Annotated in this window: 30 protein-coding genes; 24 read left to right on the top strand and 6 right to left on the bottom strand. The window is 68.4% G+C overall.

Annotation, left to right across the window (positions count from 1 at the left end; all coding sequences use genetic code 11):
- Positions 1-108: 108 nt before the first annotated feature.
- Positions 109-1,419 carry a GTP-binding protein gene (locus WS61_RS21130; RefSeq protein ID WP_059503385.1) on the bottom strand — a complete coding sequence of 437 codons (1,311 nt, stop codon included), beginning with the start codon at positions 1,417-1,419 and terminating at the stop codon, positions 109-111.
- 158 nt (positions 1,420-1,577) lie between these two features.
- Complete coding sequence (locus WS61_RS21125) at positions 1,578-2,063, bottom strand: lytic transglycosylase domain-containing protein (RefSeq protein ID WP_059503127.1); 486 nt, start codon at positions 2,061-2,063, stop codon at positions 1,578-1,580.
- Between the two features lie 380 nt (positions 2,064-2,443).
- Between WS61_RS21125 and gspD the strand changes: the two genes are divergently transcribed.
- The 3 genes from gspD to gspF are packed head-to-tail and all read left to right on the top strand — an operon-like array spanning position 2,444 to position 7,504.
- Positions 2,444-4,786 (top strand): type II secretion system secretin GspD, encoded by a 2,343-nt coding sequence (gene gspD, locus WS61_RS21120; protein WP_059503125.1) that lies wholly within the window; start codon positions 2,444-2,446, stop codon positions 4,784-4,786.
- Positions 4,787-4,791: 5 nt separating this feature from the next.
- Positions 4,792-6,282 (top strand): type II secretion system ATPase GspE, encoded by a 1,491-nt coding sequence (gene gspE / locus WS61_RS21115; RefSeq protein WP_306453340.1) that lies wholly within the window; start codon positions 4,792-4,794, stop codon positions 6,280-6,282.
- Positions 6,283-6,286: 4 nt separating this feature from the next.
- The gene (gspF, locus tag WS61_RS21110) at positions 6,287-7,504 is read left to right on the top strand and encodes a type II secretion system inner membrane protein GspF (RefSeq protein WP_034209670.1); all 1,218 of its coding nucleotides are present in this window, start codon (positions 6,287-6,289) and stop codon (positions 7,502-7,504) included.
- 31 nt (positions 7,505-7,535) lie between these two features.
- On the opposite strand, the gene WS61_RS21105 is transcribed toward gspF, so the two are convergent.
- Positions 7,536-7,946, bottom strand: coding sequence for a type II secretion system protein N (locus tag WS61_RS21105; RefSeq protein ID WP_059503123.1), 411 nt, complete (start codon positions 7,944-7,946; stop codon positions 7,536-7,538).
- 176 nt (positions 7,947-8,122) lie between these two features.
- Between WS61_RS21105 and gspG the strand changes: the two genes are divergently transcribed.
- From gspG to WS61_RS21065, 8 genes are read left to right on the top strand one after another with little or no spacing between them, the layout of a single operon-like run.
- Positions 8,123-8,575, top strand: coding sequence for a type II secretion system major pseudopilin GspG (gene gspG, locus WS61_RS21100; RefSeq protein ID WP_027783126.1), 453 nt, complete (start codon positions 8,123-8,125; stop codon positions 8,573-8,575).
- Between the two features lie 39 nt (positions 8,576-8,614).
- A complete protein-coding gene (locus WS61_RS21095) occupies positions 8,615-9,184 on the top strand; it encodes a GspH/FimT family pseudopilin (protein WP_059503120.1) in 570 nt (189 codons plus the stop codon).
- Positions 9,181-9,588, top strand: coding sequence for a type II secretion system minor pseudopilin GspI (gspI, locus tag WS61_RS21090; RefSeq protein ID WP_095211795.1), 408 nt, complete (start codon positions 9,181-9,183; stop codon positions 9,586-9,588). The genes WS61_RS21095 and gspI overlap by 4 nt, the downstream gene beginning before the upstream one ends.
- On the top strand, positions 9,566-10,264 hold the full coding sequence (locus WS61_RS21085) for a type II secretion system protein J (RefSeq protein ID WP_095211794.1): 699 nt from the start codon (positions 9,566-9,568) through the stop codon (positions 10,262-10,264). Before gspI ends, WS61_RS21085 begins: the two co-directional genes overlap by 23 nt.
- Positions 10,265-10,266: 2 nt before the next feature.
- Positions 10,267-11,376, top strand: a complete 1,110-nt coding sequence (gene gspK, locus WS61_RS21080) for a type II secretion system minor pseudopilin GspK (RefSeq protein WP_059503380.1) — start codon at positions 10,267-10,269, stop codon at positions 11,374-11,376.
- A gap of 26 nt (positions 11,377-11,402) precedes the next feature.
- On the top strand, positions 11,403-12,773 hold the full coding sequence (gene gspL, locus WS61_RS21075) for a type II secretion system protein GspL (RefSeq protein WP_059503114.1): 1,371 nt from the start codon (positions 11,403-11,405) through the stop codon (positions 12,771-12,773).
- Complete coding sequence (gene gspM, locus WS61_RS21070; protein ID WP_059503378.1) at positions 12,770-13,276, top strand: type II secretion system protein GspM; 507 nt, start codon at positions 12,770-12,772, stop codon at positions 13,274-13,276. Before gspL ends, gspM begins: the two co-directional genes overlap by 4 nt.
- Before the next feature lie 36 nt (positions 13,277-13,312).
- Complete coding sequence (locus WS61_RS21065; RefSeq protein WP_059503375.1) at positions 13,313-14,101, top strand: type II secretion system protein N; 789 nt, start codon at positions 13,313-13,315, stop codon at positions 14,099-14,101.
- Between the two features lie 25 nt (positions 14,102-14,126).
- Here WS61_RS21065 and WS61_RS21060 read toward each other — a convergent pair whose 3' ends face one another.
- Positions 14,127-15,698, bottom strand: a complete 1,572-nt coding sequence (locus WS61_RS21060; protein ID WP_059503113.1) for an efflux transporter outer membrane subunit — start codon at positions 15,696-15,698, stop codon at positions 14,127-14,129.
- A gap of 295 nt (positions 15,699-15,993) precedes the next feature.
- On the bottom strand, positions 15,994-16,278 hold the full coding sequence (locus tag WS61_RS21055) for a multidrug ABC transporter ATPase (protein WP_082725042.1): 285 nt from the start codon (positions 16,276-16,278) through the stop codon (positions 15,994-15,996).
- A 174-nt stretch (positions 16,279-16,452) separates the two neighbouring features.
- Here WS61_RS21055 and WS61_RS21050 point away from each other — a divergent pair, with 174 nt between their 5' ends.
- From WS61_RS21050 to WS61_RS21035, 4 genes are all read left to right on the top strand, one after another.
- Positions 16,453-16,941: a MarR family winged helix-turn-helix transcriptional regulator gene (locus WS61_RS21050; RefSeq protein WP_059503109.1), complete on the top strand. Its 489-nt coding sequence runs from the start codon at positions 16,453-16,455 to the stop codon at positions 16,939-16,941.
- A 178-nt stretch (positions 16,942-17,119) separates the two neighbouring features.
- A complete protein-coding gene (locus WS61_RS21045) occupies positions 17,120-18,682 on the top strand; it encodes a DHA2 family efflux MFS transporter permease subunit (RefSeq protein ID WP_059503107.1) in 1,563 nt (520 codons plus the stop codon).
- Between the two features lie 97 nt (positions 18,683-18,779).
- The gene (locus tag WS61_RS21040; protein ID WP_059503105.1) at positions 18,780-19,028 is read left to right on the top strand and encodes a type II toxin-antitoxin system Phd/YefM family antitoxin; all 249 of its coding nucleotides are present in this window, start codon (positions 18,780-18,782) and stop codon (positions 19,026-19,028) included.
- Positions 19,025-19,411, top strand: coding sequence for a type II toxin-antitoxin system VapC family toxin (locus WS61_RS21035; RefSeq protein ID WP_059503103.1), 387 nt, complete (start codon positions 19,025-19,027; stop codon positions 19,409-19,411). Before WS61_RS21040 ends, WS61_RS21035 begins: the two co-directional genes overlap by 4 nt.
- Before the next feature lie 24 nt (positions 19,412-19,435).
- On the opposite strand, the gene WS61_RS21030 is transcribed toward WS61_RS21035, so the two are convergent.
- Positions 19,436-20,362, bottom strand: coding sequence for a LysR family transcriptional regulator (locus tag WS61_RS21030; RefSeq protein WP_059503101.1), 927 nt, complete (start codon positions 20,360-20,362; stop codon positions 19,436-19,438).
- A gap of 141 nt (positions 20,363-20,503) precedes the next feature.
- Here WS61_RS21030 and WS61_RS21025 point away from each other — a divergent pair, with 141 nt between their 5' ends.
- The 9 genes from WS61_RS21025 to fliR all read left to right on the top strand — a co-directional run bounded on the left by WS61_RS21025 (position 20,504) and on the right by fliR (position 26,441).
- Positions 20,504-20,977 carry a CidA/LrgA family protein gene (locus WS61_RS21025; protein WP_059503374.1) on the top strand — a complete coding sequence of 158 codons (474 nt, stop codon included), beginning with the start codon at positions 20,504-20,506 and terminating at the stop codon, positions 20,975-20,977.
- Positions 20,978-20,990: 13 nt separating this feature from the next.
- Positions 20,991-21,713, top strand: coding sequence for an LrgB family protein (locus WS61_RS21020; RefSeq protein WP_059503099.1), 723 nt, complete (start codon positions 20,991-20,993; stop codon positions 21,711-21,713).
- Positions 21,714-21,973: 260 nt separating this feature from the next.
- On the top strand, positions 21,974-22,474 hold the full coding sequence (gene fliL, locus WS61_RS21015) for a flagellar basal body-associated protein FliL (RefSeq protein ID WP_095211793.1): 501 nt from the start codon (positions 21,974-21,976) through the stop codon (positions 22,472-22,474).
- A 22-nt stretch (positions 22,475-22,496) separates the two neighbouring features.
- Complete coding sequence (gene fliM / locus WS61_RS21010; protein ID WP_034209687.1) at positions 22,497-23,495, top strand: flagellar motor switch protein FliM; 999 nt, start codon at positions 22,497-22,499, stop codon at positions 23,493-23,495.
- The gene (gene fliN, locus WS61_RS21005; RefSeq protein ID WP_034209688.1) at positions 23,488-23,976 is read left to right on the top strand and encodes a flagellar motor switch protein FliN; all 489 of its coding nucleotides are present in this window, start codon (positions 23,488-23,490) and stop codon (positions 23,974-23,976) included. The genes fliM and fliN overlap by 8 nt, the downstream gene beginning before the upstream one ends.
- The gene (fliO, locus tag WS61_RS21000) at positions 23,973-24,548 is read left to right on the top strand and encodes a flagellar biosynthetic protein FliO (protein WP_059503094.1); all 576 of its coding nucleotides are present in this window, start codon (positions 23,973-23,975) and stop codon (positions 24,546-24,548) included. The genes fliN and fliO overlap by 4 nt, the downstream gene beginning before the upstream one ends.
- A 36-nt stretch (positions 24,549-24,584) precedes the next feature.
- Positions 24,585-25,346, top strand: a complete 762-nt coding sequence (gene fliP, locus WS61_RS20995) for a flagellar type III secretion system pore protein FliP (RefSeq protein WP_059503093.1) — start codon at positions 24,585-24,587, stop codon at positions 25,344-25,346.
- Between the two features lie 17 nt (positions 25,347-25,363).
- Positions 25,364-25,636 carry a flagellar biosynthesis protein FliQ gene (gene fliQ, locus WS61_RS20990; protein WP_006491272.1) on the top strand — a complete coding sequence of 91 codons (273 nt, stop codon included), beginning with the start codon at positions 25,364-25,366 and terminating at the stop codon, positions 25,634-25,636.
- Between the two features lie 22 nt (positions 25,637-25,658).
- A complete protein-coding gene (gene fliR / locus WS61_RS20985; protein WP_059503091.1) occupies positions 25,659-26,441 on the top strand; it encodes a flagellar biosynthetic protein FliR in 783 nt (260 codons plus the stop codon).
- Positions 26,442-26,603: the final 162 nt, after the last annotated feature.

Here is a 26,603-nt window from a genome sequence, read left to right as displayed (position 1 = left end):
ACCCGCCGAGAGGCGGGTTTTTTGTTGGGCGCGCGCGGCATTTTCGCCACAGTCTGCGTCGCTCTTGCAAAAATTAACGGTTATTTTTACGAGCCGTTACCACGCGCTTCACGCGTGCACGATTTGTGTGTCGCCGTGATCGTCGTCGTGCGAATCGACGTCCCACGCCGGGAACGGATCGTCGAACGCCGCCCATCCCGTCGCGCCGAGCGCAAACTCCGCATCGGTCAGCAGGCACGCGTCGAGTTTCGCGCGCCACGCGTCGGCGTCGAGTGCGATGCCGATCAGCACGAGTTCCTGCCGGCGATCGCCGACCGTGCGATCGTCGAGATCGCCCAGCCATTCGGCGCGGATTTCGGCGAGCAGCTCGTCGTCGTCCGGCCATTCCGCGCGATCCTGCGCCGCCCACCACGAACCGGCCGGCCCGTGCCGGCATACGCCGCCCGCCTGCGACAGCGAACCCGCGATGTCGTTGCGCGTCGCGAGCCAGAAGAAACCCTTGCTGCGCAGCACGCCCGGCCACTCCTGATGCAGCAGCGCCCAGAGCCGTGCCGGGTGAAACGGCCGGCGCGCGCGGTAAACGAAATTGCCGATCCCGAATTCGTCGGCTTCGCCGTGCACGTGCGCATGATGGTCGTCCTGGCAGTCGGGATCGTCGCAATGCGCGTGATCGCGGTCGAGCGACGCGAGCCAGCCCGGCGCATTCGCGGCTTCGTCGAAATCGAAGCGGCCGGTGTTCAGCACTTCGTCGAGCGGCACGTTGCCGAACGTCGACACGACCTGGTGCGCGCGCGGATTGAGGCGCGCGAGGATGTGCTGCAGGCGCGCGAGATCGTCCGCGCCGACCAGGTCGGCCTTGTTGATCACCAGCACGTCGCAGAATTCGATCTGCTCGATCAGCAGCTCGACGAGCGTGCGGTCGTCGTCTTCCGACGCGGCGATGCCGCGCGTCGCGAGCGCGTCGTCGGAGCCGTAGTCGCGCAGGAAGTTGTACGCGTCGACCACGGTGACGAGCGTGTCGAGCCGCGCGATGGCCGACAGCGACGTGCCGTCGTCGTCGACGAACGTGAACGTTTCGGCGATCGGCATCGGCTCCGCGATACCGGTCGATTCGATCATGATCGCGTCGAAGCGGCCTTCGGACGCGAGGTTGCGGATCTCGACGAGCAGGTCGTCGCGCAGCGTGCAACAGATGCAGCCGTTCGACATTTCGACGAGGCGTTCCTCGACGTGCGACAGCGCCTGCGCATCGCGCACGAGCGACGCGTCGATGTTGACCGCCGCGAGATCGTTGACGATCACCGCGACTTTCAGGCCCGCGCGGTTCGCGAGGACGTGGTTGAGCAGCGTGGTCTTGCCGGCGCCGAGGAAGCCGGACAGCACGGTGACGGGCAACGGCTGTTTCATTGCCGGATTCATGATGATATGCACCAACGGAAAAGATGAAAAAGCGGCCGCGGCGCCCTGCCGGGGCGCGATCGGCCCGCACGCGGACGAAACGGCGGCGTCAGCCCGCATTGTGCATCAAACGCGCGCCGGCCGGCCGGCGCGGTGTCAGCCGGCGATGCCGCGCGGCATCACTGCGCGGCCGGAGCAGCCTGAGTGGCCTGAGCGGTCTGCGTGGGCGGCAGCAGCTTCCATTGCGTCAGGATGCCGGCGATCTGCCGCGCGTATTTGTCGCGCAGCGACGGCGTTTCCGAATGATAGGCGCCGACCGCCTGCCACGTGTTGCCGTAGCGGTTCATCTTCTGTCTGAGATGCCACGCGGCGATGTACACGTTCTTGCACGGTTCCATCAGCGTGTCGCGGCCGATCCCGTAGCGCGACAGCGTCGGCAGGTGGATCGAATTGATCTGCATCAGGCCGTAGTCGACCGAGCCGTTCGTATTCTTGTTCAGCGCATCGGGCCGGTTGCGCGACTCCTGCCACGCGATCGCGCGCAGGATCAACGGATTGACCTGCTGGTATTTGGCCGCTTCGTCGAAACAATCCGCGCGTGCGTTGCCGCTGGCGAACCATGCGCCGGCGGCGATCAACGCGATCGAAGCGAACCGTTTGTCCATCGTGCGGAAACGAAAAGGAATTGCGCGGAGCTCGGGGAAAACCCGTGGCCGTTATTCGTGCGACGAGAAACGCGCCGCCCGTATCATACCGGCAGACCGCCGGATTGCGACAGGCAGGAATACGACAGGCCGGTTATACCGCATTTCCGTGTCGGTTCATCGCGAAATGGAAGCGACGGCGGAGGCGACGGCCGGCATGCGGAGTGTGACATCGATCCTTACATATTGCATACGGTTCGCCGGATACATGTCGTATGTGAGACAGTCTTCGGATCAATGTGATATTTCGGACATGAAAAACTGCTAATGTCGCCTCTTTCGGACCTGGATCCCAGCACTACCGCCGGAAGTGGCCTGAGCCGGCATCGACCCATTCATCCATGACAAGAAATCGCTTCGTTATGCGGCGTATCGCCACGACCCTGCTCGTGGCCGGCATCATCGTCTCGCAGGCCGCCTATGCTCAGGTCACGCTCAACTTCGTGAATGCGGATATCGACCAGGTCGCGAAAGCGATCGGCGCCGCGACCGGCAAGACCATCATCGTCGACCCCCGCGTGAAGGGGCAGCTCAATCTCGTGGCCGAACGGCCGGTGCCGGAAGATCAGGCGTTGAAGACGCTGCAGTCCGCGCTGCGCATGCAGGGCTTCGCGCTCGTGCAGGATCACGGCGTGCTGAAGGTCGTGCCGGAAGCCGACGCGAAGCTGCAGGGCGTGCCGACCTATGTCGGCAATGCGCCGCAGGCGCGCGGCGATCAGGTGATCACGCAGGTGTTCGAGCTGCACAACGAATCGGCGAACAACCTGCTGCCCGTGCTGCGGCCGCTGATCTCGCCGAACAACACGGTGACGGCCTACCCGGCGAACAACACGATCGTCGTGACCGACTATGCGGACAACGTGCGCCGCATCGCGCAGATCATCGCGGGCGTCGACAGCGCCGCGGGCGCGCAGGTGCAGGTCGTGCCGCTGCGCAACGCGAACGCGATCGACCTCGCCGCGCAGCTGCAGAAGATGCTCGACCCGGGCGCGATCGGCAACAGCGACGCGACGCTGAAGGTATCGGTCACGGCCGACCCGCGCACCAACTCGCTGATGCTGCGCGCATCGAGCGCGTCGCGCCTCGCGGCCGCGAAGCGCCTCGTGCAGCAGCTCGACGCGCCGAGCGCGGTGCCCGGCAACATGCACGTCGTGCCGCTGCGCAACGCCGATGCGGTCAAGCTCGCGAAGACGCTGCGCGGGATGCTCGGCAAGGGCGGCAACGACAGCGGCTCGTCGGCTTCGTCCAACGATGCGAACAGCTTCAACCAGAACGGCGGCTCGTCGGCGAGCGGCAACTTCTCGACCGGCACGTCGGGCACCCCGCCGCTGCCGTCGGGCGGCCTCGGCGGTTCGTCGTCTTCGTCGGCGTACGGCGGCGGCTCGTCCGGCGGTGGCGGGCTCGGCACGGGCGGCCTGCTCGGCGGCGACAAGGACAAGAGCGACGACAACCAGCCGGGCGGGATGATCCAGGCCGACTCGGCCACCAACTCGCTGATCATCACCGCGTCCGATCCGGTTTACCGGAACCTGCGCTCGGTGATCGACCAGCTCGACGCACGGCGTGCGCAGGTCTATATCGAAGCGCTGATCGTCGAGCTGAATTCGAATACGTCCGGCAACCTCGGCATCCAGTGGCAGGTGGCGAGCGGCCAGTTCCTCGGCGGCACGAACCTGAATCCGCCGGGCGGTCTGGGCAACAGCATCGTCAACCTGACGGCCGGCGGTTTGACCAATGCCGCTGGCGGGATCACCGGCGGCGGGCTTGCCGCCAATCTCGGACAGTTGTCGCAAGGGCTCAACATCGGCTGGCTGCACAACATGTTCGGCGTGCAGGGGCTCGGCGCGCTGCTGCAGTATTTCGCGGGCGTGAGCGACGCGAACGTGCTGTCGACGCCGAACCTGATCACGCTCGACAACGAGGAAGCGAAGATCGTCGTCGGCCAGAACGTGCCGATCGCGACCGGTTCGTATTCGAACCTGACGAGCGGCACGACGAGCAATGCGTTCAATACGTATGACCGTCGCGACGTCGGCCTGACGTTGCACGTGAAGCCGCAGATCACCGACGGCGGGATCCTGAAGCTGCAGCTCTACACGGAGGATTCGGCAGTCGTCAGCGGCACCACGAACGCGCAGACCGGCCCGACCTTCACGAAGCGCTCGATCCAGTCGACGATCCTGGCCGACAACGGCGAGATCATCGTGCTCGGCGGCCTGATGCAGGACAACTACCAGGTGTCGAACAGCAAGGTGCCGCTGCTCGGCGACATCCCATGGATCGGCCAGTTGTTCCGCTCCGAAACGAAGCTGCGTCAGAAGACCAACCTGATGGTATTCCTGCGCCCGGTGATCATCTCCGATCGCAGTACCGCGCAGGAAGTGACGGCCAACCGCTACGACTACATCCAGGGCGTGACGGGCGCATACAAGTCGGACAACAACGTGATGCGCGACAAGGACGATCCGGTCGTCCCGCCGATGCCGATCGGCCCGAGCCAGGGCGGCACGGCCGCGGGGAACCTGTTCGATCTCGACAAGATGCGTCGCCAGCAGTTGCAGCGCCAGGTGGCGCCGGTGCCGGCCCAGCCGTTGCCGGAGGCGACGCCCGCGCAGCCGCAGAGCGTGCCGCAGCAGGCGGTGCCGCAACAGCCGCTGACCACCGCGCCGGGAGCCTCGCAGTGAGCGACGTGCTCGCGTCTTCCACTCACGACGGCGCGCCGGGCGAACGCCAGCCGCCGTCGCCGCTCGCCGCGCGCCTGCTGCCGTACGGCTTCGCGAAGAGCGGCCAGGTGCTGATCGCGCATCAGCTCGACGACACGCTCGAGGTGTGGATCAGCGAACGCACGAGCGACGCCGCGCTCGCGGAAATCGCGCGCAACTTCGGCTCGATCGCCGTGCATCGCGTGCCGGCCGACGAGCTCGCGCAGGCGATCAACCAGGCCTATGCGCGCCAGGACGGCAGCGCCGCGCAGGTGGTCGGCGAGGTCGAAGGCGAAGTCGACCTGTCGCGGCTGATGCAGGATATCCCCGAGGTCGAGGATCTGCTCGAATCGGAAGACGACGCGCCGATCATCCGGATGATCAATGCGCTGCTCACGCAAGCGGCGCGCGAACAGGCGTCGGACATTCACATCGAGCCGTTCGAGAACGCGTCGGTCGTGCGCTTTCGCGTCGACGGCACGCTGCGCGACGTCGTGCGCCCGAAGAAGGCGCTGCACGGCGCGCTGATCTCGCGGATCAAGATCATGGCGCAGCTCGACATCGCGGAGAAGCGCCTGCCGCAGGACGGCCGCATCACGCTGCGCGTCGGCGGCCGGCCGGTCGACGTGCGCGTGTCGACGCTGCCGACCGGGCACGGCGAGCGCGCGGTGCTGCGTCTGCTGGAAAAGGATGCGCAGCGCCTGAACCTCGAAGCGCTCGGGATGGGCCGCGACACGCTCGTGCAGTTCGACAAGCTGATCGCGCGCCCGCACGGCATCGTGCTCGTCACCGGCCCGACCGGTTCGGGCAAAACGACCACGCTGTACGCGTCGATGTCGCGGCTCGAAACCGCGACGACCAACATCATGACCGTCGAGGACCCGATCGAATACGACCTGTCCGGCATCGGCCAGACGCAGGTGAACGAGCGGATCGGGATGACCTTTGCCCGCGCGCTGCGCTCGATCCTGCGCCAGGACCCGGACGTGATCATGATCGGCGAAATCCGCGACCTCGAAACCGCGCAGATCGCGGTGCAGGCGTCGCTGACGGGCCACCTCGTGCTCGCGACGCTGCACACGAACGATGCGGCGTCCGCCGTCACGCGCCTGACCGACATGGGCGTCGAGCCGTACCTGCTCGCGTCGTCGCTGCTCGGCGTGCTCGCGCAGCGCCTCGTGCGCCAGCTCTGCCCGGTCTGCAAGGAGGAGCGGCACGAGGACGGCCGCACCGTGTGGCATCCGGTCGGCTGCGACAAGTGCGGGCATTCGGGCTACGCAGGCCGGCGCGGCGTCTACGAACTGCTGCTGGTCGACGAGTCGATCCGCACGCTGATTCACCGCAACGCGGCCGATGCCGAGATCCTGGCCGCCGGCCGCGCGCAAGGCATGCGCACGCTGCGCGACGACGCGGAGCGCTGGCTCGCGGCCGGCGCGACGTCGCTCGAGGAAGTGCTGCGCGTGACGGGAGGCGCATAGCGCGATGCCGGCATTCCGTTTCGAAGCGATCGATGCAGCGGGACGCGCGCAGAAAGGCGTCATCGATGCCGACAGTGCGCGCAGCGCGCGCGGCCAGTTGCGCACGCAGGGGCTCACCCCGCTCGTCGTCGAGCCGGCCGCGAGCGCGACGCGCGGCGCGCGCTCGCAGCGGCTCGCGTTCGGCCGCAAGCTGTCGCAGCGCGAACAGGCGATCCTCACGCGCCAGCTCGCGAGCCTGCTGATTGCGGGGCTGCCGCTCGACGAGGCGCTCGGCGTGCTGACCGAGCAGGCCGAGCGCGACTACATCCGCGAACTGATGGCCGCGATCCGCGCGGAAGTGCTCGGCGGCCATTCGCTCGCGAATGCGCTGGGTCAGCATCCGCGCGATTTTCCGGAAATCTATCGCGCGCTGGTCGCGGCAGGCGAGCACACCGGCAAGCTCGGCATCGTGCTGTCGCGCCTTGCCGACTACATCGAGCAGAGCAATGCGCTGAAGCAGAAGATTCTGCTGGCGTTCACGTATCCGGGCATCGTCACGCTGATCGCGTTCGGCATCGTCACGTTCCTGCTGAGCTACGTCGTGCCGCAGGTCGTCAACGTGTTCGCGAGCACGAAGCAGCAACTGCCGATCCTCACGGTCGTGATGATGGCGCTGTCGGAATTCGTGCGGCACTGGTGGTGGGCGATCCTGATCGCGGTCGCGCTCGTCGTGTGGTTCGTGAAGGCGACGCTGTCGCGCGCCGGGCCCCGGCTCGCATTCGATCGCTGGGTGCTGACCGCGCCGCTCGCGGGCAAGCTCGTGCGCGGCTACAACACGGTGCGCTTCGCGAGCACGCTCGGCATTCTCACCGCGGCCGGCGTGCCGATCCTGCGCGCGTTGCAGGCGGCCGGCGAGACGCTGTCGAACCGCGCGATGCGCGCGAACATCGACGACGCGATCGTGCGCGTGCGCGAAGGCTCCGCGCTGTCGCGCGCGCTGAACAACGTGAAGACGTTTCCGCCGGTGCTCGTGCACCTGATTCGTTCGGGCGAAGCGACGGGCGACGTGACGACGATGCTGGATCGCGCGGCCGAAGGCGAAGCGCGCGAGCTGGAGCGCCGCACGATGTTCCTGACGAGCCTGCTGGAGCCGCTGTTGATCCTCGCGATGGGCGGCATCGTGCTCGTGATCGTGCTGGCCGTGATGCTGCCGATCATCGAGCTGAACAACATGGTGCAGTGACGCGGCGGCCCGCTTGCCGGGCCGCCGCCGTTCAGCGCATGTAGATCGCGGGGGACGGCGTGTTGGCCGGGAGCTGGATTTCGGCGCGGGCGCCGTTGCGGTCGACGATGATCGAGCGCGGGCGCACTTCGGCGAGCTTCGCGCCGGGCGTGACTTCCGCGCCGAGCGACACGGCGCGCGGCGGTTCGCCGCCAATGCCGACGATCGCCGCGCCGCCGTGATCGAGCGCGAGAATGCCGAACAGGTGGATGTCCTGGACGGGATTCTTGTCGAGCTGACCGCCGAAGAGCGCGGCGGCGTCCTCGGTTCGGATCGGCAGCCGCGCGGCGGCGGCAGGCAGCGGCGCTTCGCGGGCCGACAGCGTGACGACCCAGTAGGTGGCCGTCGCGCACAAACCCGCGAAGAGGGCGAGGGATAGGATCCGGATCGAGAGCGCGTTCATGCGCGCTATTGTACGGATGTATATGAAATTTGCGTTGGGTGAAAGCCCTCGGCGATGCGCGCCTTACAATGCGTGCTCCGCGCCCGCCGGTCCGGAAGGTTGCTGTCAGGCGACCGTCCGGTGCGCCGGGTGCGTCACTCAATCGACGACATTTTTTTGGAAAGAGGTAGTCAGTCATGCAAACGTGGATCACTCGCCGCAACGCGGCCGTGCGTCGTCAGCGCGGTTTCACGCTGATCGAGATCATGGTGGTGGTCGCGATCCTCGGGATCCTGGCGGCGCTGATCGTGCCAAAGATCATGAGCCGTCCGGACGAGGCGCGCCGCATCGCCGCGAAGCAGGACATCGGCACGATCATGCAGGCGCTCAAGCTGTACCGTCTGGACAACGGCCGCTATCCGACCCAGGAGCAGGGCCTGAACGCGCTGATCCAGAAGCCGACCACCGATCCGATCCCGAACAACTGGAAGGACGGCGGCTATCTCGAGCGCCTGCCGAACGATCCGTGGGGCAATGGGTACAAGTACCTGAACCCGGGCGTGCATGGCGAGATCGACGTGTTCAGCTACGGCGCCGACGGCAAGGAAGGCGGAGAGAGCAACGACTCCGACATCGGCTCGTGGCAATAAGCCGGCGCTGATCGACCCGACGTTTCATTCCCGCTCTTCATGCTCGCCATTCGCACGACCTCCCGCTGCGGCCGCGATCGCCGTGTGCGTCGCGGTGCGGTGCCGTCCGTACCGGCAGGCGCCGATGGCGGCTTGACGGAGCGCCGCGCGGCGCGGCGTCGCGCGCGCGGCTTCACGCTGCTCGAAATGCTGGTCGTGCTCGTGATCGCGGGGCTGCTCGTGTCGCTCGCGTCGCTGTCGCTGACGCGCAATCCGCGCACCGACCTGCGCGAGGAAGCGCAGCGCATCGCGCTGCTGTTCGAGACGGCCGGCGACGAAGCGCAGGTGCGCGCGCGGCCGATCGCGTGGCAGCCGACCGCGCACGGTTTCCGTTTCGACGTGAGCTCGCCCGACGGCTGGCGCACGCTGCGCGACGACCTGCTGCGCCCGCGCGACTGGGACGGCGGCGTCACCGGCGCCGACATCGATTACCCGGGCTCGGACACGCACGCGAATCGCGTCGTGTTCGGCACCGAGAGCATCGACACGCCGGTGCGCGTGACGCTGCATTCGGCCGCCGGCAGCGCGACGATCGTCGGCACCGGCAACGGCCGCTACGAGGTGCAATGACGATGCGTCGTCGCCTGCCCTCCCCCGTTGCTTCATCCCGCGGCTTCACGATGATCGAGGTGCTGGTCGCGCTCGCGATCATCGCGGTCGCGCTCGCCGCGTCGATCCGCGCGGTCGGCACGATGGCGACCAACGCGTCCGACCTGCATCGCCGGCTGCTCGCCGGCTGGAGCGCCGACAACGCGCTCGCGCAGTTGCGGCTCACGCATGCGTGGCCGGAGGTCGGCGAACAGAGTTTCGACTGCTCGCAAGGCAACGTGCAGCTCGTCTGCACGCAGCGCGTGAACACCACGCCGAACCCGGTGTTCCGACGCGTGCGGATTTCGGTGAGCATGCCCGGTCGCGCCGGCGTGCTCGCGCAGATGGTGACGGTGGTCGCGAATGAAACCAGCCGTCCGCTCTGACGCGCCGATGCGCCGCCTGTCCGCTCCCCCGGCCCGGCCCGCCCGCGGCTTCACGCTGATCGAGCTGATGATCGCGATCGCGATTCTCGCGGTGGTCGCGATCCTCGCGTGGCGCGGGCTCGACCAGATCATGCGCGGCCGCGACAAGGTCGCGTCCGCGATGGAAGACGAGCGCGTGTTCGCGCAGATGTTCGACCAGATGCGCATCGACGCACGGCTCGCCGCGACCGACGACGAGGCCGGCCAGCCGGCGATCGGCGTCGCCGGCAATACGCTGCAGATCGTGCGGGAACTCGACGTGCCGGGCGTCGCGCCGCGGCTGCAGGTGGTCCGCTACCGGATCGCCGGCGGCCGGGTCGTGCGCTATGCATCGCCGCCGATCGACGACACGAACCGGCTGCGCACCCTGCTGAAGGACAGCAGCGTCGAAGGCTGGAGCTGGGTCGCGCTGATGGGCGGCGTCGGCGCGATCGACGCGAAGCTGTACGTGCCGCGCGTGGGCTGGACCACCAACCTGCAGACGGCCGACGAAGCGCTCGCGCAGAACAACGACGCGCTCAAGGTGCCGCAGATCGGCAACGCACCGCCCGCGCGTGCGGTGACCGGGCTGCAGGTCAGCATCGGCGCGACGTCGCTGCGCGTGCCGGTCACGCGCATCTTCCTCGTCGGGGAATGACGATGCGTGCGCGCCCTGCCCGCCGAATGCCCGCCCGCCGCCAGCGCGGCGCCGCGATCATCACCGCGCTGCTCGTGGTCGCGCTGTCGGCGATCCTCGTGTCGGGGATGCTGTGGCGCCAGCAGGTGCAGATCCGCCGCATCGAGAACCAGCGCACGATCGCGCAGGCGCAGTGGGTCGCGCGCGGCGCGCTCGACTGGACCCGGATGATCCTGCGCTCCGAAGGCGATACGGCGCCCGGCATCACGTATCTCGGCGGGATCTGGGGCGTGCCGATCGCGAAAACGAAACTGTCGGATTTCCTCGGCCGGATCGGCTCGCCCAACGATGGCGGCGGCGAAGACACCTATATCTCCGGCTCGATCGAGGACGCGCAGGCGAAGTTCAACCTGCGCAACCTCGTGTCGTCGCCGGCGCCCGGCGTGCTGCAGTTGAACGTCACGCAGATGCAGGCGTTCCAGCGCCTGCTGACGACGCTCGGCTACGACAGCGCGTTCGCGAAGCGCATCGCGCTCCAGGTGCGCGCGGGCCTGCTGCATTCGGCCACGCGGTTCCAGATGCCGAACCTGCCCGGCGGCGGCGCGACCGCCGCGAATGCCGCGACCGCACCGGTGACGAGCGGCGACATGCAGGGTAGCGGCTTCACCGACGATCCCGGCATGGCCGGCGGGGACCGAGGGCCCGCGCCGCTGATGATGACGCGCGTGGACAGCCTGCTCGACGTCGACGGCGTGACGCCCGAGATGGTCGCGCGGCTGCGCCCGTTCGTCACCGTGCTGCCGACCACGACGCCCGTGAACATGAACACCGCGCCGGCCGAAGTGATCGCGGCGCTGATGCCGGGCATGAGCGTGTCGTCCGCGCAGGCGCTCGTGTCGCGCCGCGAGACGGTGTTTTTCCGGAACGTCGGCGACGTGCAGCTCGCGCTGCGCGGCGCCGGCGCGCCGCCGAACGTGACGATCGACTCGAGTCTCGTCGACGTCAATTCGAGCTATTTCATCGTGCACGGCCGGATCCAGCACGAACGCGCGGAGGTCGACCGCACCTCGCTCGTGTATCGTGATCCGACCACGCACTCGACGCGGGTCGTGCGCATCCGCGACCAGCTATAACGACGCCAATCGGGAGAGGAGCTCTTGTGAGCACGTTGATTGTTTCTTTGCCGCCGCGCGAGCCTGCCGTGCCGTTGCAGGAATGGCAGTGGCCCGAGCTGCCGTTCATGCTCGTCGACAAGGCCGGCCAGGTGCAGCGCGCCGGCCGCGCCGCGCTGGCGCTGCTGCCGCGGGCGAACGCGACGGTGCTGATCGTCGCCGCGCGCGACGTGCTGCTGCTGGCCGCGACCGTGCCGCCGCTGAAGGGGCCGAAGCTGCGCCAGGCGCTGCCCAACATCGTCGAGGATCAGCTGATCCAGGATCCGCTCGGCTGCCACATCGCGCTCGACCCGGCCGCGCTGCCGGACGGGCGCCGCGTGCTGGCCGTCGTCGATCGCGCGTGGTTCCGCACGATCTGCGATGCGTTCACGGCGGCCGGCCACCGGCACCTGAGCGCGGTGCCCGCGACCCGCTGCCTGCCGGCACCGCGCGCGCCGGCCGAAGCGGCATCCGTCGCGCCGGCGGCCGACGACGAGGCCATCGACACCGCTCCGCTCGCCGCGGCCGAGCCACCTGCCCGCCCGACGACGGTCGCCGCGGTGCTCGGGCTCGCGACGGCGGTCGAACCGGCGCTCGTCGAAGCCGGCGCGCTGCCGGCGGCGGCCGGTGCGCCGCGCCTCGAGCTGGCCGTCGCGCGCGGCGCGCTCGGCGAAGGCTTCGCGGCGCCCGCGTCGCGCGCGGCCGGCACGCTGGCCGCGCTCGCCGGCGGCGGCGACATCGAACTGTACGAACTCGGCGAACCGGGCGCGGAGCCGCGGCTCGCATCGGTCGGCCGCACCGACGGCCCGCTGCTGCCGGGCGCCGCGCCGCTGTCGTTCGACACGTTCGCGCGCCGGGCGCTGACCGAGCCATTCGATTTGTGCCAGTTCGAATTCGAATCGCAGCCGTGGCGCTTCGACCGCGCGACGCTCAAGCGCCTGCGCGTGCCGATCGCGCTCGCCGCGGCGACGCTCGGCGTCGCGGTGATCGGGATGAACCTGCACTGGTGGAAGCTGTCGCGCGAGCGCGATGCGCTGTCCGCGCAGATCACCGAGACGCTGCTGTCCGCGTTCCCGAAGACGACCACCGTGCTCGATCCGCCCGCGCAGATGCAGCGTCAGCTCGACCAGCTGCGCCTCGCGGCCGGCGAGCTGTCGCCGAACGATTTCCTCGCGCTGTCGAGCGGCTTGTCGCGCTCGATGGGCGCGCTGCCGCTGAACGGCATCGCGTCGCTCGACTATCACGACCGTCGGCTCGACGTCGGCTTCAAGCCGGAGGTCAAGGTCGATCCCGATTTCACGCAGCGCCTCGCGCGTAACGGACTGTCCGGCGAAGTCGACAGCAACACGGGCAAATGGACGATCCGGAGCCGCTCATGAAAACCGAACAACTGAACCAGACGCTGACCCAGTTCTGGGGTGAGCGCTCGCCGCGCGAGAAGATGCTGCTCGGCTGGGGCGGCGCCGTGCTGGCGGTCGCGATCGCGTATTCGGTGCTGTGGTCGCCCGCGCAGGAAGGCCGCGCCCGGATCCAGCGCGAATTGCCGACGATGCGTCGCGAACTCGCGCAGATGACCGCGCAGGCGAACGAAGCGAAGTCGCTGACGGCCGCCGCGCAGGGCGTCGCGCCGACCGGCCTCGCGCTGAAGGACGCGCTGACCGCGTCGCTGTCCGATCACGGGTTGCAGGGCGCGCAGGTGCAGATCGTCGGCAACGGCGTGCAGATCCAGATGAAGAACGTGTCGTTCCCGGCATGGACCCAGTGGCTCGACGATGCGCGCCGGCAGTTCAAGGTGCAGGTCGGCGAAGCGCACGCGACGGCGCTGAAGGAAGACGGCCAGGTGGACCTGACGGCCGTGATGCAACCTTCCGTCCAGAAGTAGATGACGGCAGTGGATGAGGCAAACGAAGGCCGGCCGATGCGGCCGTGGGCAAGGTGGCTCGTCGCCGTGTTGCCGTGGGTGCTGGCGGGCGGCCTGGCGACGGCGGTGACGCTCGTCGCGCTCGCGCCGGCCGCGTGGATCGCGCCGCAGTTCGCGCGTGCGACCGGCGGCCACGTGAATCTCGTCGATCCGGACGGATCGCTGTGGCATGGCTCGGGCACGCTGATGCTCGCGCCGGGCGCCGATCAGAGCGCGGCGACGCTGCTGCCGGGCCGGGTCGAATGGACCACGCGCTTCTGGCCGCTGCTGACCGGGCGCGTGCAGATGCGCATGCGGCAGACGGAAGCGATGCCCGATGCGGTCACGCTCGATGCGACGTGGCGCGGCGCGGTGCTGTCGGCGGGCACGATGGCCGTGCCCGCGTCGCTGCTCGCGGGGCTCGGCACGCCGTTCAACACGCTCGACCTGCAGGGCGACGTGCGGCTCGGCTGGAGCGACTGGCGGCTCATCGGCAACAACGCGTTCGGCCAATTGACGGTGACGATCGATTCGATGAGTTCGCGCGTGTCGCGCGTGAAGCCGCTCGGTTCGTACCGGGCGGTATTGCAGGCGAAGGGTGCGGGCGCCGATCTCGATCTGTCGACGACGCAGGGCCCGCTGTTCCTCGACGGGCACGGCAGCTTCGGCCCCGGTCAGGGATCGTTCCGCGGGACCGCGCATGCGGCGCCCGAGCAGCAGGCGAACCTCGCCGGGCTGCTGAACCTGCTCGGGCATCCGATCGGCAACAACCAGGTGTCGCTGATCTTCGGCGACGCGCAGCGCTGAACGCGCGCGTCGGCCGCTTCCCTTCCTACTTCTGCGCGAGCGGCGCGGCCGCCGACGGTGCGGTGGCCGCAGGCGCGGCCGCACCGGACGCCGGCAAAGGCGCCGGCGCCGCCATGTCGCCGTTCTCGCGCGCCATCTCCGCTACGTTCCAGCCGCCGCCGAGCGCCTTCACGAGCCCCACCGACGACACCATCCGCTGCCCGGCGATCGTCGCGAGCTTTTGCTGCGCGGTAAACGCGGTGGTCTGCGCGGTCAGCACGTTCAGGTACGCGACCGTGCCGGCCTTGTACTGGTTCGTGACGATCGCGAGCGCGTGCTCGGCGCTGTCGACGGCCTGCCGCTGCACGTCGATTTCCTGCGCGAGGATGCGCTGCGACGCGAGGTTGTCCTCGACGTCCTGGAACGCGGTGAGCACCGCGAGGCGATAGGCGGCGACGTCCTGGTCGTAGGTCGCGCGCGCGGCGTCGGTCTGCGCGGCGCGCAGGCCCGCGTCGAACAGCGTGGCCGCGAGCTGCGGGCCGACTGTCCAGAAGCGCGCCGGCAGCGTGAACAGCTGCGACCACACCGAGCTCTGGAAGCCGCCGCTGGCCGACAGCGTCAGGGTGGGGAAGAATGCAGCGATCGCGACGCCGATCTGCTCGTTCGCGGCCGCCGCGCGGCGCTCGGCCGCCGCGACGTCGGGCCGGCGCTCGAGGATCGCGGACGGCACGTCGACCGGCGTGATCGGCGGCTCGGCGGCGAGCGGGGCCGGCGGCAGCGAGAAGGTCGACGCCGGCTCGCCGATCAGCGTCGCGATCGCATGCTCGTACTGCGCGCGGGCGACGCCGTTGTCGATCTGCGCGGCCTGCGCGCTCTGCAACTGCGTCTGCGCCTGGATCACGTCCGCGCGCGCGGCGACGCCCTGCGCGTACTGGTTCTGCGTGAGCTGCAGCGACCGTTCGTACGACTTCACGGTGTCGTCGAGCAGCTTTTGCAGCGCGTCGGACGTGCGCAACTGGAAATAGGTCTGCGCGAGCAGCGCCTGCTGCGACAGCCGTGCGTTCGCGAGATCGGCCGCGGCGGCCGCTTCGCCGGCGCGCTGCGCGCTGACGGTGCGGCTCACCTTGCCCCACAGGTCGGGTTCCCAGCTGGCGTCGAGGCCGATGCTGTAGCTGTTGTTGATCGACCCTGTCGATCCGCTGCCGAAATTCGACGACGAGCCCGACGACAGCGACGTGCGCGGCGTCCGCGCACGCGAGCCCGATGCGCTCAGCCCGACGGTCGGGAAATACGCGGCGCGCGCCTCGGTGACGAGCGCGCGCGCCTGCCGGTAGGCGGCCGCCGATTGCGCGATGGTCTGGTTCGACGCGTTGAGCTTGCCGATCAGCGCATCGAGCTGCGGATCGTTGTAGACCGTCCACCACGCGCCGCGGTCGGCGCGATCGGCGGGCTGCGCGACTTTCCAGCCGGCCGGCGCTTCCTTGAAGGCGGCGGGGATCGACGTGTCGGGCCGGTGATAGTCGGGCCCGACGGCGCAGCCGGCGAGCAGCACGGCCGTCGCAATGGCGACGGCGGCGCTCAGCGGGCGAACGGCGCGCGGGAGGGAAGCGTACGGCATGGTGGTTTTCCTGTCTGGGCGTGGCGGCCGGCGAGCGGCGCCGCGCGATGCGGTCGTCATGCCGCTGGCGGACAAATGGTAACTGACGGCGAGAAAGCTGCGCAGCCCTAAGGGTACGGTGCGCGGCGGCCCGGATGTGTTACCGGCGCGGCCGGCCGGGTTACCGGCTATTACGGCTTGCTTGCGGGACGGCAGGTGGGCAAACGGGCGTACGACGCCGGCCGCGCGTGACGCGGCCGGCGATCAGACAGGCCGGAATCGGGCGGGATAGGTGGCGCGCGGAAGCGGTGCGGCGTCAGTGGCAGCGCACGGGCGCCGGGACGGGTTCGGCGGCGGCCCGCCATGTCGACGGCTCCGTCGCGGCCGGCTGGCTCGTGCGGCGGGCACCGCCCTTCGCGTTGCGCTGCCGGCGATGATCGAACCACGCGAACCCGAGCGCCGCGAGCGAGCCGCCAGGCACGACCAGCATCGTCACGTACAGCGCGATTTTCCAGCCGCGGTGCGGCCCGGAAAACACATGATGAGCGGTATCGGTCAGGTTGCGGCGCAGCGCGCCGGCGGCATTTTTCAGGAACAGCATCGCGAACATCCTCGGGTGCCCGGCAGCGCGGGCCAATCGGTCAGAACATAGTCTCCGGCAGTGCAACATGCACGTCGTAACTGGTTGACTCAAATAATATTGACTAAGCAATCATTTTTCAAGATACTGGACGCGTTTTAACCCGAAACGCACTATTGCTGCGCGCGCAATCGTATGACCGGCGGCCTCTACGATCCCGAGAACATCGCGCTGGAAACGAGCCTCGGCTATTACCTGTCGAAGGCGAAGCAGGCGCTCGTCGAGCGGATGGATCGTGCGCTCGAGCCGCTCGACCTCACCGCGCAGCAGATCGGCGTGATCCTGCTGCTGTCGCGCGGCTACGCACGCACGCCGTTCGAACTGTCGCGCAAGATGTCGTACGACAGCGGGTCGATGACGCGCATGCTCGACCGGCTCGAACGCAAGGGGCTGATCGCACGCACGCGCAGCGAGCAGGATCGCCGGATGATCGAGCTGACGCTGACCGAGCGCGGCATCGAAGCCGCCCGCGCGCTGCCGTCGCTGGTCGCGACCGTGCTCAACGCACAGCTCGAAGGCTTCTCGGCCGACGAACTCGCGACGCTCACCGGCCTGCTGCAGCGCTTCATCGCCAACGGGCTCGGCTCGACCGGCTGCCCGAAGCCTGACGAAGCCGACTGCTGATGCGTGCGGAGCCTCTCATGTCTCAGTTAAACGTTCGCTTATTTCTCTGTCTGGGCAGAAGATGACGAGGCACGCGCTCCGCTTTTCCCCTTTTTCATTCCACCCGGCCGGGCCGCGCTGCGTCGCGCGTCCGTGCGTTGTGCCGGCGCGTCGCGCGCGCCGCGTCTAGGAGATTCCGATGTCCGCCACCACGGCATCCGCCCCCTCCCCCGCTGCCGAACCGGCACCGCTGACCGGCGGCGCGCTCGCGCTGCTGACCGTCGGGCTCGCGCTCGGCACCTTCATGGAGGTGCTCGACACGTCGATCGCCAACGTCGCGGTGCCGACCATCTCGGGCAGCCTCGGCGTCGCGACGAGCGAGGGCACGTGGGTGATTTCGTCGTACTCGGTCGCGTCCGCGATCGCGGTGCCGCTCACCGGCTGGCTCGCGCGGCGGGTCGGCGAAGTGCGGCTGTTCACGCTGTCCGTGCTCGCGTTCACGATCGCGTCGGCGCTGTGCGGCCTCGCGACCAACTTCGAGACGCTGATCGCGTTCCGGCTGGTGCAGGGCCTCGTGTCGGGGCCGATGGTGCCGCTGTCGCAGACGATCCTGATGCGCAGCTACCCGCCCGCGAAACGCGGGCTCGCGCTCGGGCTATGGGCGATGACGGTGATCGTCGCACCGATCTTCGGCCCGTTGTTGGGCGGCTGGATCAGCGACAACTACACGTGGCCGTGGATCTTCTACATCAACCTGCCGATCGGCGTGTTCTCGGCGACCTGCGCGTACTTCCTGCTGCGCGGCCGCGAAACGAAGACGTCGAAGCAGCGGATCGACGCGATCGGCCTCGCGCTGCTCGTGATCGGCGTGTCGTGTCTGCAGATGATGCTCGACCTCGGCAAGGACCGCGACTGGTTCAACTCGTCGTTCATCGTCGCGCTCGCGCTGATCGCGGTCGTGTCGCTCGCGTTCATGCTCGTGTGGGAGGCGACCGAGAAGGAGCCGGTGGTCGACCTCACGCTCTTCAAGGACCGCAACTTCGCGCTCGGCGCGCTGATCATTTCGTTCGGCTTCATGGCGTTCTTCGGCTCGGTCGTGATCTTCCCGCTGTGGCTGCAGACGGTGATGGGCTACACGGCCGGCAAGGCCGGCCTCGCGACCGCGCCGGTCGGGCTGCTCGCGCTCGTGCTGTCGCCGCTGATCGGCCGCAACATGCACCGGCTCGACCTGCGGATGGTCGCGAGCTTCGCGTTCATCGTGTTCGCAGGCGTGTCGATGTGGAACGCGACGTTCACGCTCGACGTGCCGTTCAACCACGTGATCCTGCCGCGGCTCGTGCAGGGTATCGGCGTCGCGTGTTTCTTCGTGCCGATGACGACGATCACGCTGTCGAGCATCTCCGACGAACGGCTCGCGAGCGCGTCGGGGCTGTCGAACTTCCTGCGCACGCTGTCCGGCGCGATCGGCACCGCGGCCAGCTCGACGTTCTGGGAGAACGACGCGATCTACCATCATGCGCGGCTGTCGGAATCGGTGAGCGTCTACGCGCAGAACACGACCGACTACCAGGGCGCGCTCGCGCAGCTCGGCATCGTCGGGCAGACGGCCAATGCGCAACTCAACCAGCTCGTCACGCAGCAGGGCTTCATGATGGCGACCAACGACTTCTTCCATCTGTCGGCGGTGATGTTCATCGCGCTCGCGGCACTCGTGTGGATCACGAAGCCGAAGAAGGGCGCGGGGCCGGCGATGGGGCATTGACGGCCAGTCCTGTATGCAGGCGACCGCGGTCTTGCGGGCAGACTCCATATAAACTAAGCCAATATATCAATTGAACTTAGTTTATTTGAGGGATGCCATGCAGACCTACAACATGCATGACGCGAAGACGAACCTGTCGCGTCTGATTGACGAGGCAGTTCATGCGGGTGAACCATTCGTGATCGCGAAGGCCGGCAAGCCGCTCGTCAAGGTCGTGCCGATCGATGCGCCCGAGGCACCCCAGCCGGCGCGGATCGGCTTCATGAAGGGGCAGATCGTCGTGCCGCCCGACTTCGACACGATGGGCGACGAGGCCATCCGGAAGCTGTTCGAGGGCGACGCGTGAAACTGTTGCTCGATACACACCTGATCCTTTGGGCGGCGGCGGACGCGACCGAATTGCCGGATCGTGCCCGCACGCTCATCGAGGATCCCGCCTATACCCTGTTGTTCAGCGTCGCAAGTCTGTGGGAGATCATGATCAAGCGCAGGCTCGACCGCAATGATTTTCAAGTCGATCCGCACGTGCTGCGTCGCAATCTGCTCGACGCCGGCTACGTCGAATTGCCGATCACGAGCGAGCATGTTCTCGCCGTGGAACAACTGCCGGCAGTGCATCGTGATCCGTTTGATCGGGTCCTGATTGCTCAGGCGATTTCGGAAGGCGTCACGTTGCTCACGCACGACCATACGCTTGCCCGGTATCCGGGCCCGATTCGGCACGTCTGATCGCGCCGAGCCTGAGCGCGACCCTCAATCCCTCGCCCGCAGCCCCCCGAACGCCAGATCGTCGCCCGCCGCGAGCGGCAGCGTCGCCCGCGCGACGTCGAGCCATGCCCGCGCCGCGTGCGACAGGTAGCCTTTCTTCAGCCAGCCGAGCGCGATCGCCCACGTGATTTCGGGTTCGACGATCGGCCGGCACGTGAACTGGCCCGCGTCGAGCCGCCGGCAATACGGCTCGGGCAGCAGCGCGATACCGACGCCCGCATGCACGAGCGCGGCCATGAAATCCCAGTGGCCGCTGCGGCTCACGATCGACGGCGTGAAGCCGGCCTGCCGGCACGCATCGAGCACCGCATCGTGCAGCGCGAGGCTTTCCGCATAGAACACGAACGATTCGCGTGCGAGATCGGCGAGCGGCACGGCCGCGTGCTCCTCCCAGCGCGATTCGCGCGGCGCGACGAGCCACAGCGGCGCGCGCACCATCGGCAGCCGCTCGAACGTGCCGGGATCGACCGGCTCGAGCAGCCCGCCGAGTTCCAGCTCGCCCGACGTCAGCGCGGCCTCGATCATCCGCGCGCCTTGCTCGAACAGCTTCAGCTCGATGTTCGGATAGCGCTGCTTGTATGCGGCGATGATCGGCGTGAACAGCGAACCGCCGAGCGGCGGAATGCCGATGGTCAGCTCGCCGCGTCCGAGCGTGCCGAGATCGTTCAGCTCCGATTGCAGCTGCGCCTGCGCGGCGAGCACGTCCTGGCCGCGCTGGAACACGATCCGCCCGGCGTCGGTCAGCACCATCTGCCGGCCGTCGCGCAGCAGGAGCGGCGAACCGATCTCGTCTTCCAGCGCCTTCACCATCTTGCTGATGGTCGGCTGCGTGACGAACAGCTTGTCGGCCGCCGCGGTGAAGCTCTGCTGGCGAACCACCTCGACGAAGTACCGCAGCGCGCGCAATTCCATCGATCACTCCCCAGATTGGTGCGGCAACATCAAAACGAATTCCGAATTGGAATGATAAGGATAGAGACAAGTCATTTTATTTATGGTTAGGGGAAACCCTATACTGACGCCATCGACAGAAACATCCGTATGGAGCCCGTCATGAACAAGCCGACCGCCACTGCCGCCGCCCGCCCCGCCGCTTCGGGCAGCCTTGCGCACACGGGCCGGATCGTGCTGCAGGCCGCCGCGCTCGGCGTGCTGTGGATGGCGGTCGACTGGGCCGTGCGCAAGGTCGGGCTGCCGATTCCGTCCGGCGTGATCGGCCTCGCGGTGCTGCTCGTGCTGCTGTTCTCGGGCCGCGTCGCACCGGCGTGGGTGAAGGACGGCGCGAACTGGCTGCTGTCCGACATGCTGCTGTTCTTCGTGCCGGCCGCCGTCGCGGCGGTGCAGTACGGCGGGCTGTTCCGCGAGGACGGCTGGCGCATCGCGCTGGTGATGCTCGCCGGCACCGCGTTCGTGATGGTCGCGGTGGCCGTGGCGGTCGATCTCGCCGCGAAGCTCGAACGCCGGCTCGCCGCGCAGCGCGTATTCGCCGAGCGCCGCCGTACGCGCCTGAGCGCCGTCGCTCACTGAGCCGGAGCCGCCCATGCTCGCCGCGCTGTCGAACCTGCCCGCCGACCGCGTGAATACCGCGATCTCCGTCGGCTGCTTCGTGCTGACGGTCGTGCTGTATTTCGCGTCGAAGCGGCTCTATGCGTACAAGAAGACGCTGCTGTTCTCGCCGCTCGTGTTCGTGCCCGGCGTGCTGGTGCTGCTCGTGCTGCTGACCGGCATCCCGTATTCGGTCTATTTCCGCGACACGCGCTGGCTGATGTGGCTGCTCGGCCCGGCGACGATCGCGTTCGCGGTGCCGATCTACGAGTATCGCGAGCTGATCCGCCGCCACTGGCTGTCGCTGTCGGTCGGCGTCGCGGTCGGGATCGCCGCGGGCGTATGCGGGTCGCTGCTGCTCGCGAAGCTGCTGCACCTGTCGCCCGAGCTGCAGCGCTCGCTGATGACGCGCTCGGTGTCGACGCCGTTCGCGCTCGCCGTGTCGGACAAGATCCACGCGCCGAAGGATCTCACCGCCCTCTTCGTGATCGCGACCGGCATCTGCGGGATGCTGCTCGGCGAACTGGTGTTGGCGCTCGTGCCGATGCGCACCCGGCTCGCGCGCGGCGCGCTGTTCGGCGCGGCCGCCCACGGCGTGGGCACCGCGAAGGCGCGCGAGATCGGCAGCGAGGAAGGCGTCGTGTCGAGCCTGACGATGATGATCGCGGGCGTCGCAATGGTGCTGATCGCGCCGCTGCTCACGCTGCTGCCGATCTGACGATGCACGGGCGGGCGCCGCCGCCCGCCTTGCCGTCGCGCCCGCTCGCTTCGTCCGGCGTGCCCGGTTCCCGCCCGCCGCACTCTACCCTCGCCCCGTTGCTCGTTTTTCCCGCCGTTGCTGCCCGGCGTCGAGCCGACACCCGGCCGACCGTCGGGACAATCGGCTGAGATAGCCGCAATTCCCCCCTCTTTTCCGCCCATCGGCCTCGGCCCGGATGCCGAACAATGCATGCTACGAGACATCACGCACGCATTCACATGGCCACGACCGCAACCCCGACCGCCGACAAGCCGGCTTCGTCCGGCAAGATCAAGCGCATCGCGCTCATCGCCGTCATCGCGCTGGGCGCGGCTGCCGCCGCCGCCGGCGGCATGTACGTGTTCCTGAGCAAGGCAGGCGTCGGCCATGCGAGCGCGCCCGCCGAGCCGGCGCCGCTCGCCGCGCCGACGTTTTTCGCGCTCGACCCGCTGACCGTGAACCTGCAGTCCGACGACGGCGCACAGCACTACCTGCGCGTCGGCCTGTCGCTGAAGCTCACCGACCCGAAGGCGCAGGAACAACTGACCGCGCGGATGCCGGAAATCCGCAGCCGGATCCTGCTCGCACTGTCGAACAAGCATCCCGAGGAACTCGCGACGCCGGACGGCAAACGTTCGCTCGCGAACGAGCTGCGGGATCTGATCGAGCAGCCGACGCAGCCGGGCAACCAGCGCGCGAAGGTCGACGACGTCCTGTTCACCGAGTTCGTCGTCCAGTAACGCGGCCGCGAAAGGAGCGCGTATGGGTCACCAGGAGTTCATGTCCCAGGAGGAGGTCGATGCCCTCCTCAAGGGCGTCACGGGCGAAACCGATGCGGTCGACGAGCAGCGCGACACGTCGGGCGTCCGCCCCTACAACATCGCGACGCAGGAGCGCATCGTCCGCGGCCGGATGCCCGGCCTCGAGATCATCAACGACCGTTTCGCGCGCCTGTTGCGGATCGGCATCTTCAACTTCATGCGGCGCACGGCGGAAATCTCCGTCAGCCAGGTGAAGGTGCAGAAGTACAGCGAATTCACCCGCAACCTGCCGATTCCGACGAACCTGAACCTGGTGCACGTGAAGCCGCTGCGCGGCACGTCGCTGTTCGTGTTCGACCCGAACCTCGTGTTCTTCGTCGTCGACAACCTGTTCGGCGGCGACGGGCGCTTCCACACGCGCGTCGAGGGCCGCGATTTCACGGCCACCGAGCAGCGGATCATCGGCAAGCTGCTGAACCTCGTGTTCGAGCACTACACGACCGCATGGAAAAGCGTGCGGCCGCTGCAGTTCGAATTCGTGCGCTCGGAAATGCACACGCAGTTCGCGAACGTCGCGACGCCGAACGAGATCGTGATCGTCACGCAGTTCTCGATCGAATTCGGACCGACCGGCGGCACGCTGCACATCTGCATGCCGTACTCGATGATCGAGCCGATCCGCGACGTGCTCAGCTCGCCGATCCAGGGCGAGGCGCTCGAAGTCGACCGCCGCTGGGTGCGCGTGCTGTCGCAGCAGGTGCAGGCCGCCGAGGTCGAGCTGACCGCCAATCTGGCCGAGATCCCGTCGACGTTCGAGAAGATCCTGAATCTGCGCGCGGGCGACGTGCTGCCGCTGGAGATCGAGGACACGATCACCGCGAAGGTCGACGGCGTGCCGGTGATGGAATGCGGCTACGGAATTTTCAATGGTCAATATGCGTTGCGCGTGCAGAAGATGATCGGCGCGAGCGATTCGATGAAGGAAGGTGGATATGAGTGAGCTGAACCAGACGCCCGACGACGACATGCAGGCGATGGCCGATGCGGCCCTCGCGGCGTCGGCCGCCGACGCGCAGGCGCCGGCCGCGGCCGACGAGGATCCGGGCATGGACGACTGGGCGGCCGCGCTTGCCGAGCAGAACCAGCAGCCGGTGCAGGCGGGGGCGACGGGCGCCGGCGTGTTCCAGCCACTGTCGAAGGCCGCGGCGAACTCGACGCACAACGACATCGAGATGATCCTCGACATCCCGGTCAAGATGACCGTGGAGCTCGGCCGCACGAAGATCGCGATTCGCAACCTGCTGCAGCTCGCGCAGGGCTCGGTCGTCGAGCTCGACGGCATGGCCGGCGAGCCGATGGACGTGCTCGTGAACGGCTGCCTGATCGCGCAGGGCGAGGTCGTGGTCGTCAACGACAAGTTCGGCATCCGCCTGACCGACATCATCACGCCGGCCGAACGCATCCGGAAGCTGAATCGATGAACGTCGCGATGCCCGGCCAGCGCGCATGCGGCGCGATCGCGGCGCCGGCGCTGGCCGCCGTCGCGGCGCTCGCGTGCGCGCCGGCCGGCGCCGCCGACATGAACGCGGTGAACCACGCCGGTTCGATCGCGTCGAGCGTGACGGTCGGTTCGGCCGCGCCGTCGCTCGGCATCGGCGCGGTGCTGCAGACGCTCGTCGGGCTCGCGGTCGTGATCGGCCTCGTGTTCGCGTGCGCATGGCTCGCCCGCCGCTTCGGCTTCCAGCCCGCACGGCGCGGCGGCCCACTGAAGGTCGTGTCGAGCGTCGGGCTCGGCGCGAAGGAAAGCGCGACGATCGTCGAGATCGGCGACACCTGGCTCGTGCTCGGCGTCGCGCCGGGCAACGTGCGCCTGCTGCATACGCTGCCGGCCGGTTCGACGGCGGCCGCCGCGACCGCGGGTTCGGCCCCGGCCGACGCGGCCGCGGGCGGCGATGCGTCCGACGCCGGCCTGCCGGGCACGTTCGGCTCGCGGTTTCGCGACGCGCTCGCGGGCGAAGCCGCGAAACGCCTCGGTCGCGGCAAGGACCGCTGACATGGCGCCGCGCCCTCTTTCCGACCTCGCATTCCGATGAAACACGCATTCCTGCGGCGCGCGGCGCGCGTCGCGCCCGTGCTGATCCTCTGTCTCGCGCCCGCGCTTGCCTGCGCGCAGGCGAACGGCCTGCCCGCGTTCAACGCGAGCCCGGGCCCGCACGGCGGCACCACCTATTCGCTGAGCGTGCAGACGATGCTGCTGCTCACGATGCTGTCGTTCCTGCCGGCGATGCTGCTGATGATGACGAGCTTCACGCGCATCATCATCGTGCTGTCGCTGCTGCGCCAGGCGCTCGGCACCGCGACCACGCCGCCGAACCAGGTGCTCGTCGGCCTCGCGATGTTCCTCACCTTCTTCGTGATGTCGCCGGTGCTCGACCGGGCGTACAACGACGGCTACAAGCCGTTCTCCGACGGCTCGATGCCGATGGAGCAGGCCGTGCAGCGCGGCGTCGCGCCGTTCAAGACCTTCATGCTGAAGCAGACTCGCGAGACCGATCTCGCGCTGTTCGCGAAGATCTCGAAGGCCGCGCCGATGCAGGGCCCCGAGGACGTGCCGCTGTCGCTGCTGGTGCCCGCGTTCGTCACGAGCGAGCTGAAGACCGGCTTCCAGATCGGCTTCACGGTGTTCATCCCGTTCCTGATCATCGACATGGTCGTCGCGAGCGTGCTGATGTCGATGGGGATGATGATGGTGTCGCCGTCCACCGTGTCGCTGCCGTTCAAGCTGATGCTGTTCGTGCTGGTCGACGGCTGGCAACTGCTGATCGGCTCGCTCGCGCAGAGCTTCAGTTAAGCGGAGGAACACGCGCGATGACGCCCGAACAAGTGATGACGCTCGCGCATCAGGCGATGATGGTCGGCCTGCTGCTCGCGGCCCCGCTGCTGCTGGTCGCGCTCGCGGTCGGCCTCGTCGTGAGCCTGTTCCAGGCCGCGACGCAGATCAACGAAGCGACGCTGTCGTTCATCCCGAAGCTGCTCGCGGTCGCCGCGACACTCGTGATCGCCGGCCCGTGGATGCTGACGACGATGCTCGACTACCTGCGGCAGACGCTGCTGCACGTCGCGACGCTCGGCGTCGGCTGAGCCGCGCACAGCGCCGGCGGCGATGTTCTCGGTTACCTACGCGCAGCTCAACGGCTGGCTCACCGCGTTCCTGTGGCCGTTCGTGCGGATGCTCGCGCTCGTCGCGACGGCGCCCGTCGTCGGCCACGCGGCGGTGCCGGTGCGCGCGAAGATCGGCCTGGCCGCGTTCATGGCGCTGGTCGTCGCGCCGACGCTCGGCGCGATGCCGGACGTCACCGTGTTCTCCGCGCCGGGCATCTGGATCCTCGTCACGCAATTCCTGATCGGCGTCGCGATGGGCTTCACGATGCAGCTCGTGTTCGCGGCCGTCGAGGCGGCCGGCGACTTCATCGGGCTGTCGATGGGCCTCGGCTTCGCGACCTTCTTCGATCCGCACACGAGCGGCGCGACACCGGCGATGGGCCGCTTCCTGAACGCGGTCGCGATGCTCGCGTTCCTCGCGGTGGACGGCCACCTGCAGGTGTTCGCGGCGCTCGCCGCGTCGTTCCAGTCGCTGCCGGTGTCGGGCGACCTGCTGCACGCGCCGGGCTGGCGCACGCTCGCCGCGTTCGGCGCGACCGTGGTCGAGATGGGGCTGCTGCTCGCACTGCCGGTGGTCGCGGCGCTGCTGATCGCGAACCTCGCGCTCGGCATCCTGAACCGCGCGGCGCCGCAGATCGGCGTGTTCCAGGTCGGCTTTCCGGTGACGATGCTCGTCGGGCTGTTGCTCGTGCAACTGATGATCCCGAACCTCGTGCCGTTCGTGTCGCACCTGTTCGACATGGGGCTCGATGCGATAGGGCGCGTGCTGATCGGCTGGCGCTGACGGGTTGCGCGGACTTTAAGTCGCCAGGAGACGACTCGGCCGGAACGGTGGCGGCGCACCCAATGGGATAGCGGCAAGCGCCAGAACCGGCCGGCTACCGAACACGCCGGCGCTTTGCGCCGACCGTGCCCTTTTTTCCTTCTTGCCGGACTGCCGCCGGAC

It is taken from the genome of Burkholderia sp. ABCPW 11 (assembly GCF_001523445.1).
Classification (GTDB): Bacteria; Pseudomonadota; Gammaproteobacteria; order Burkholderiales; family Burkholderiaceae; genus Burkholderia.
This window is presented reverse-complemented; position numbering and strand designations above follow the sequence as displayed.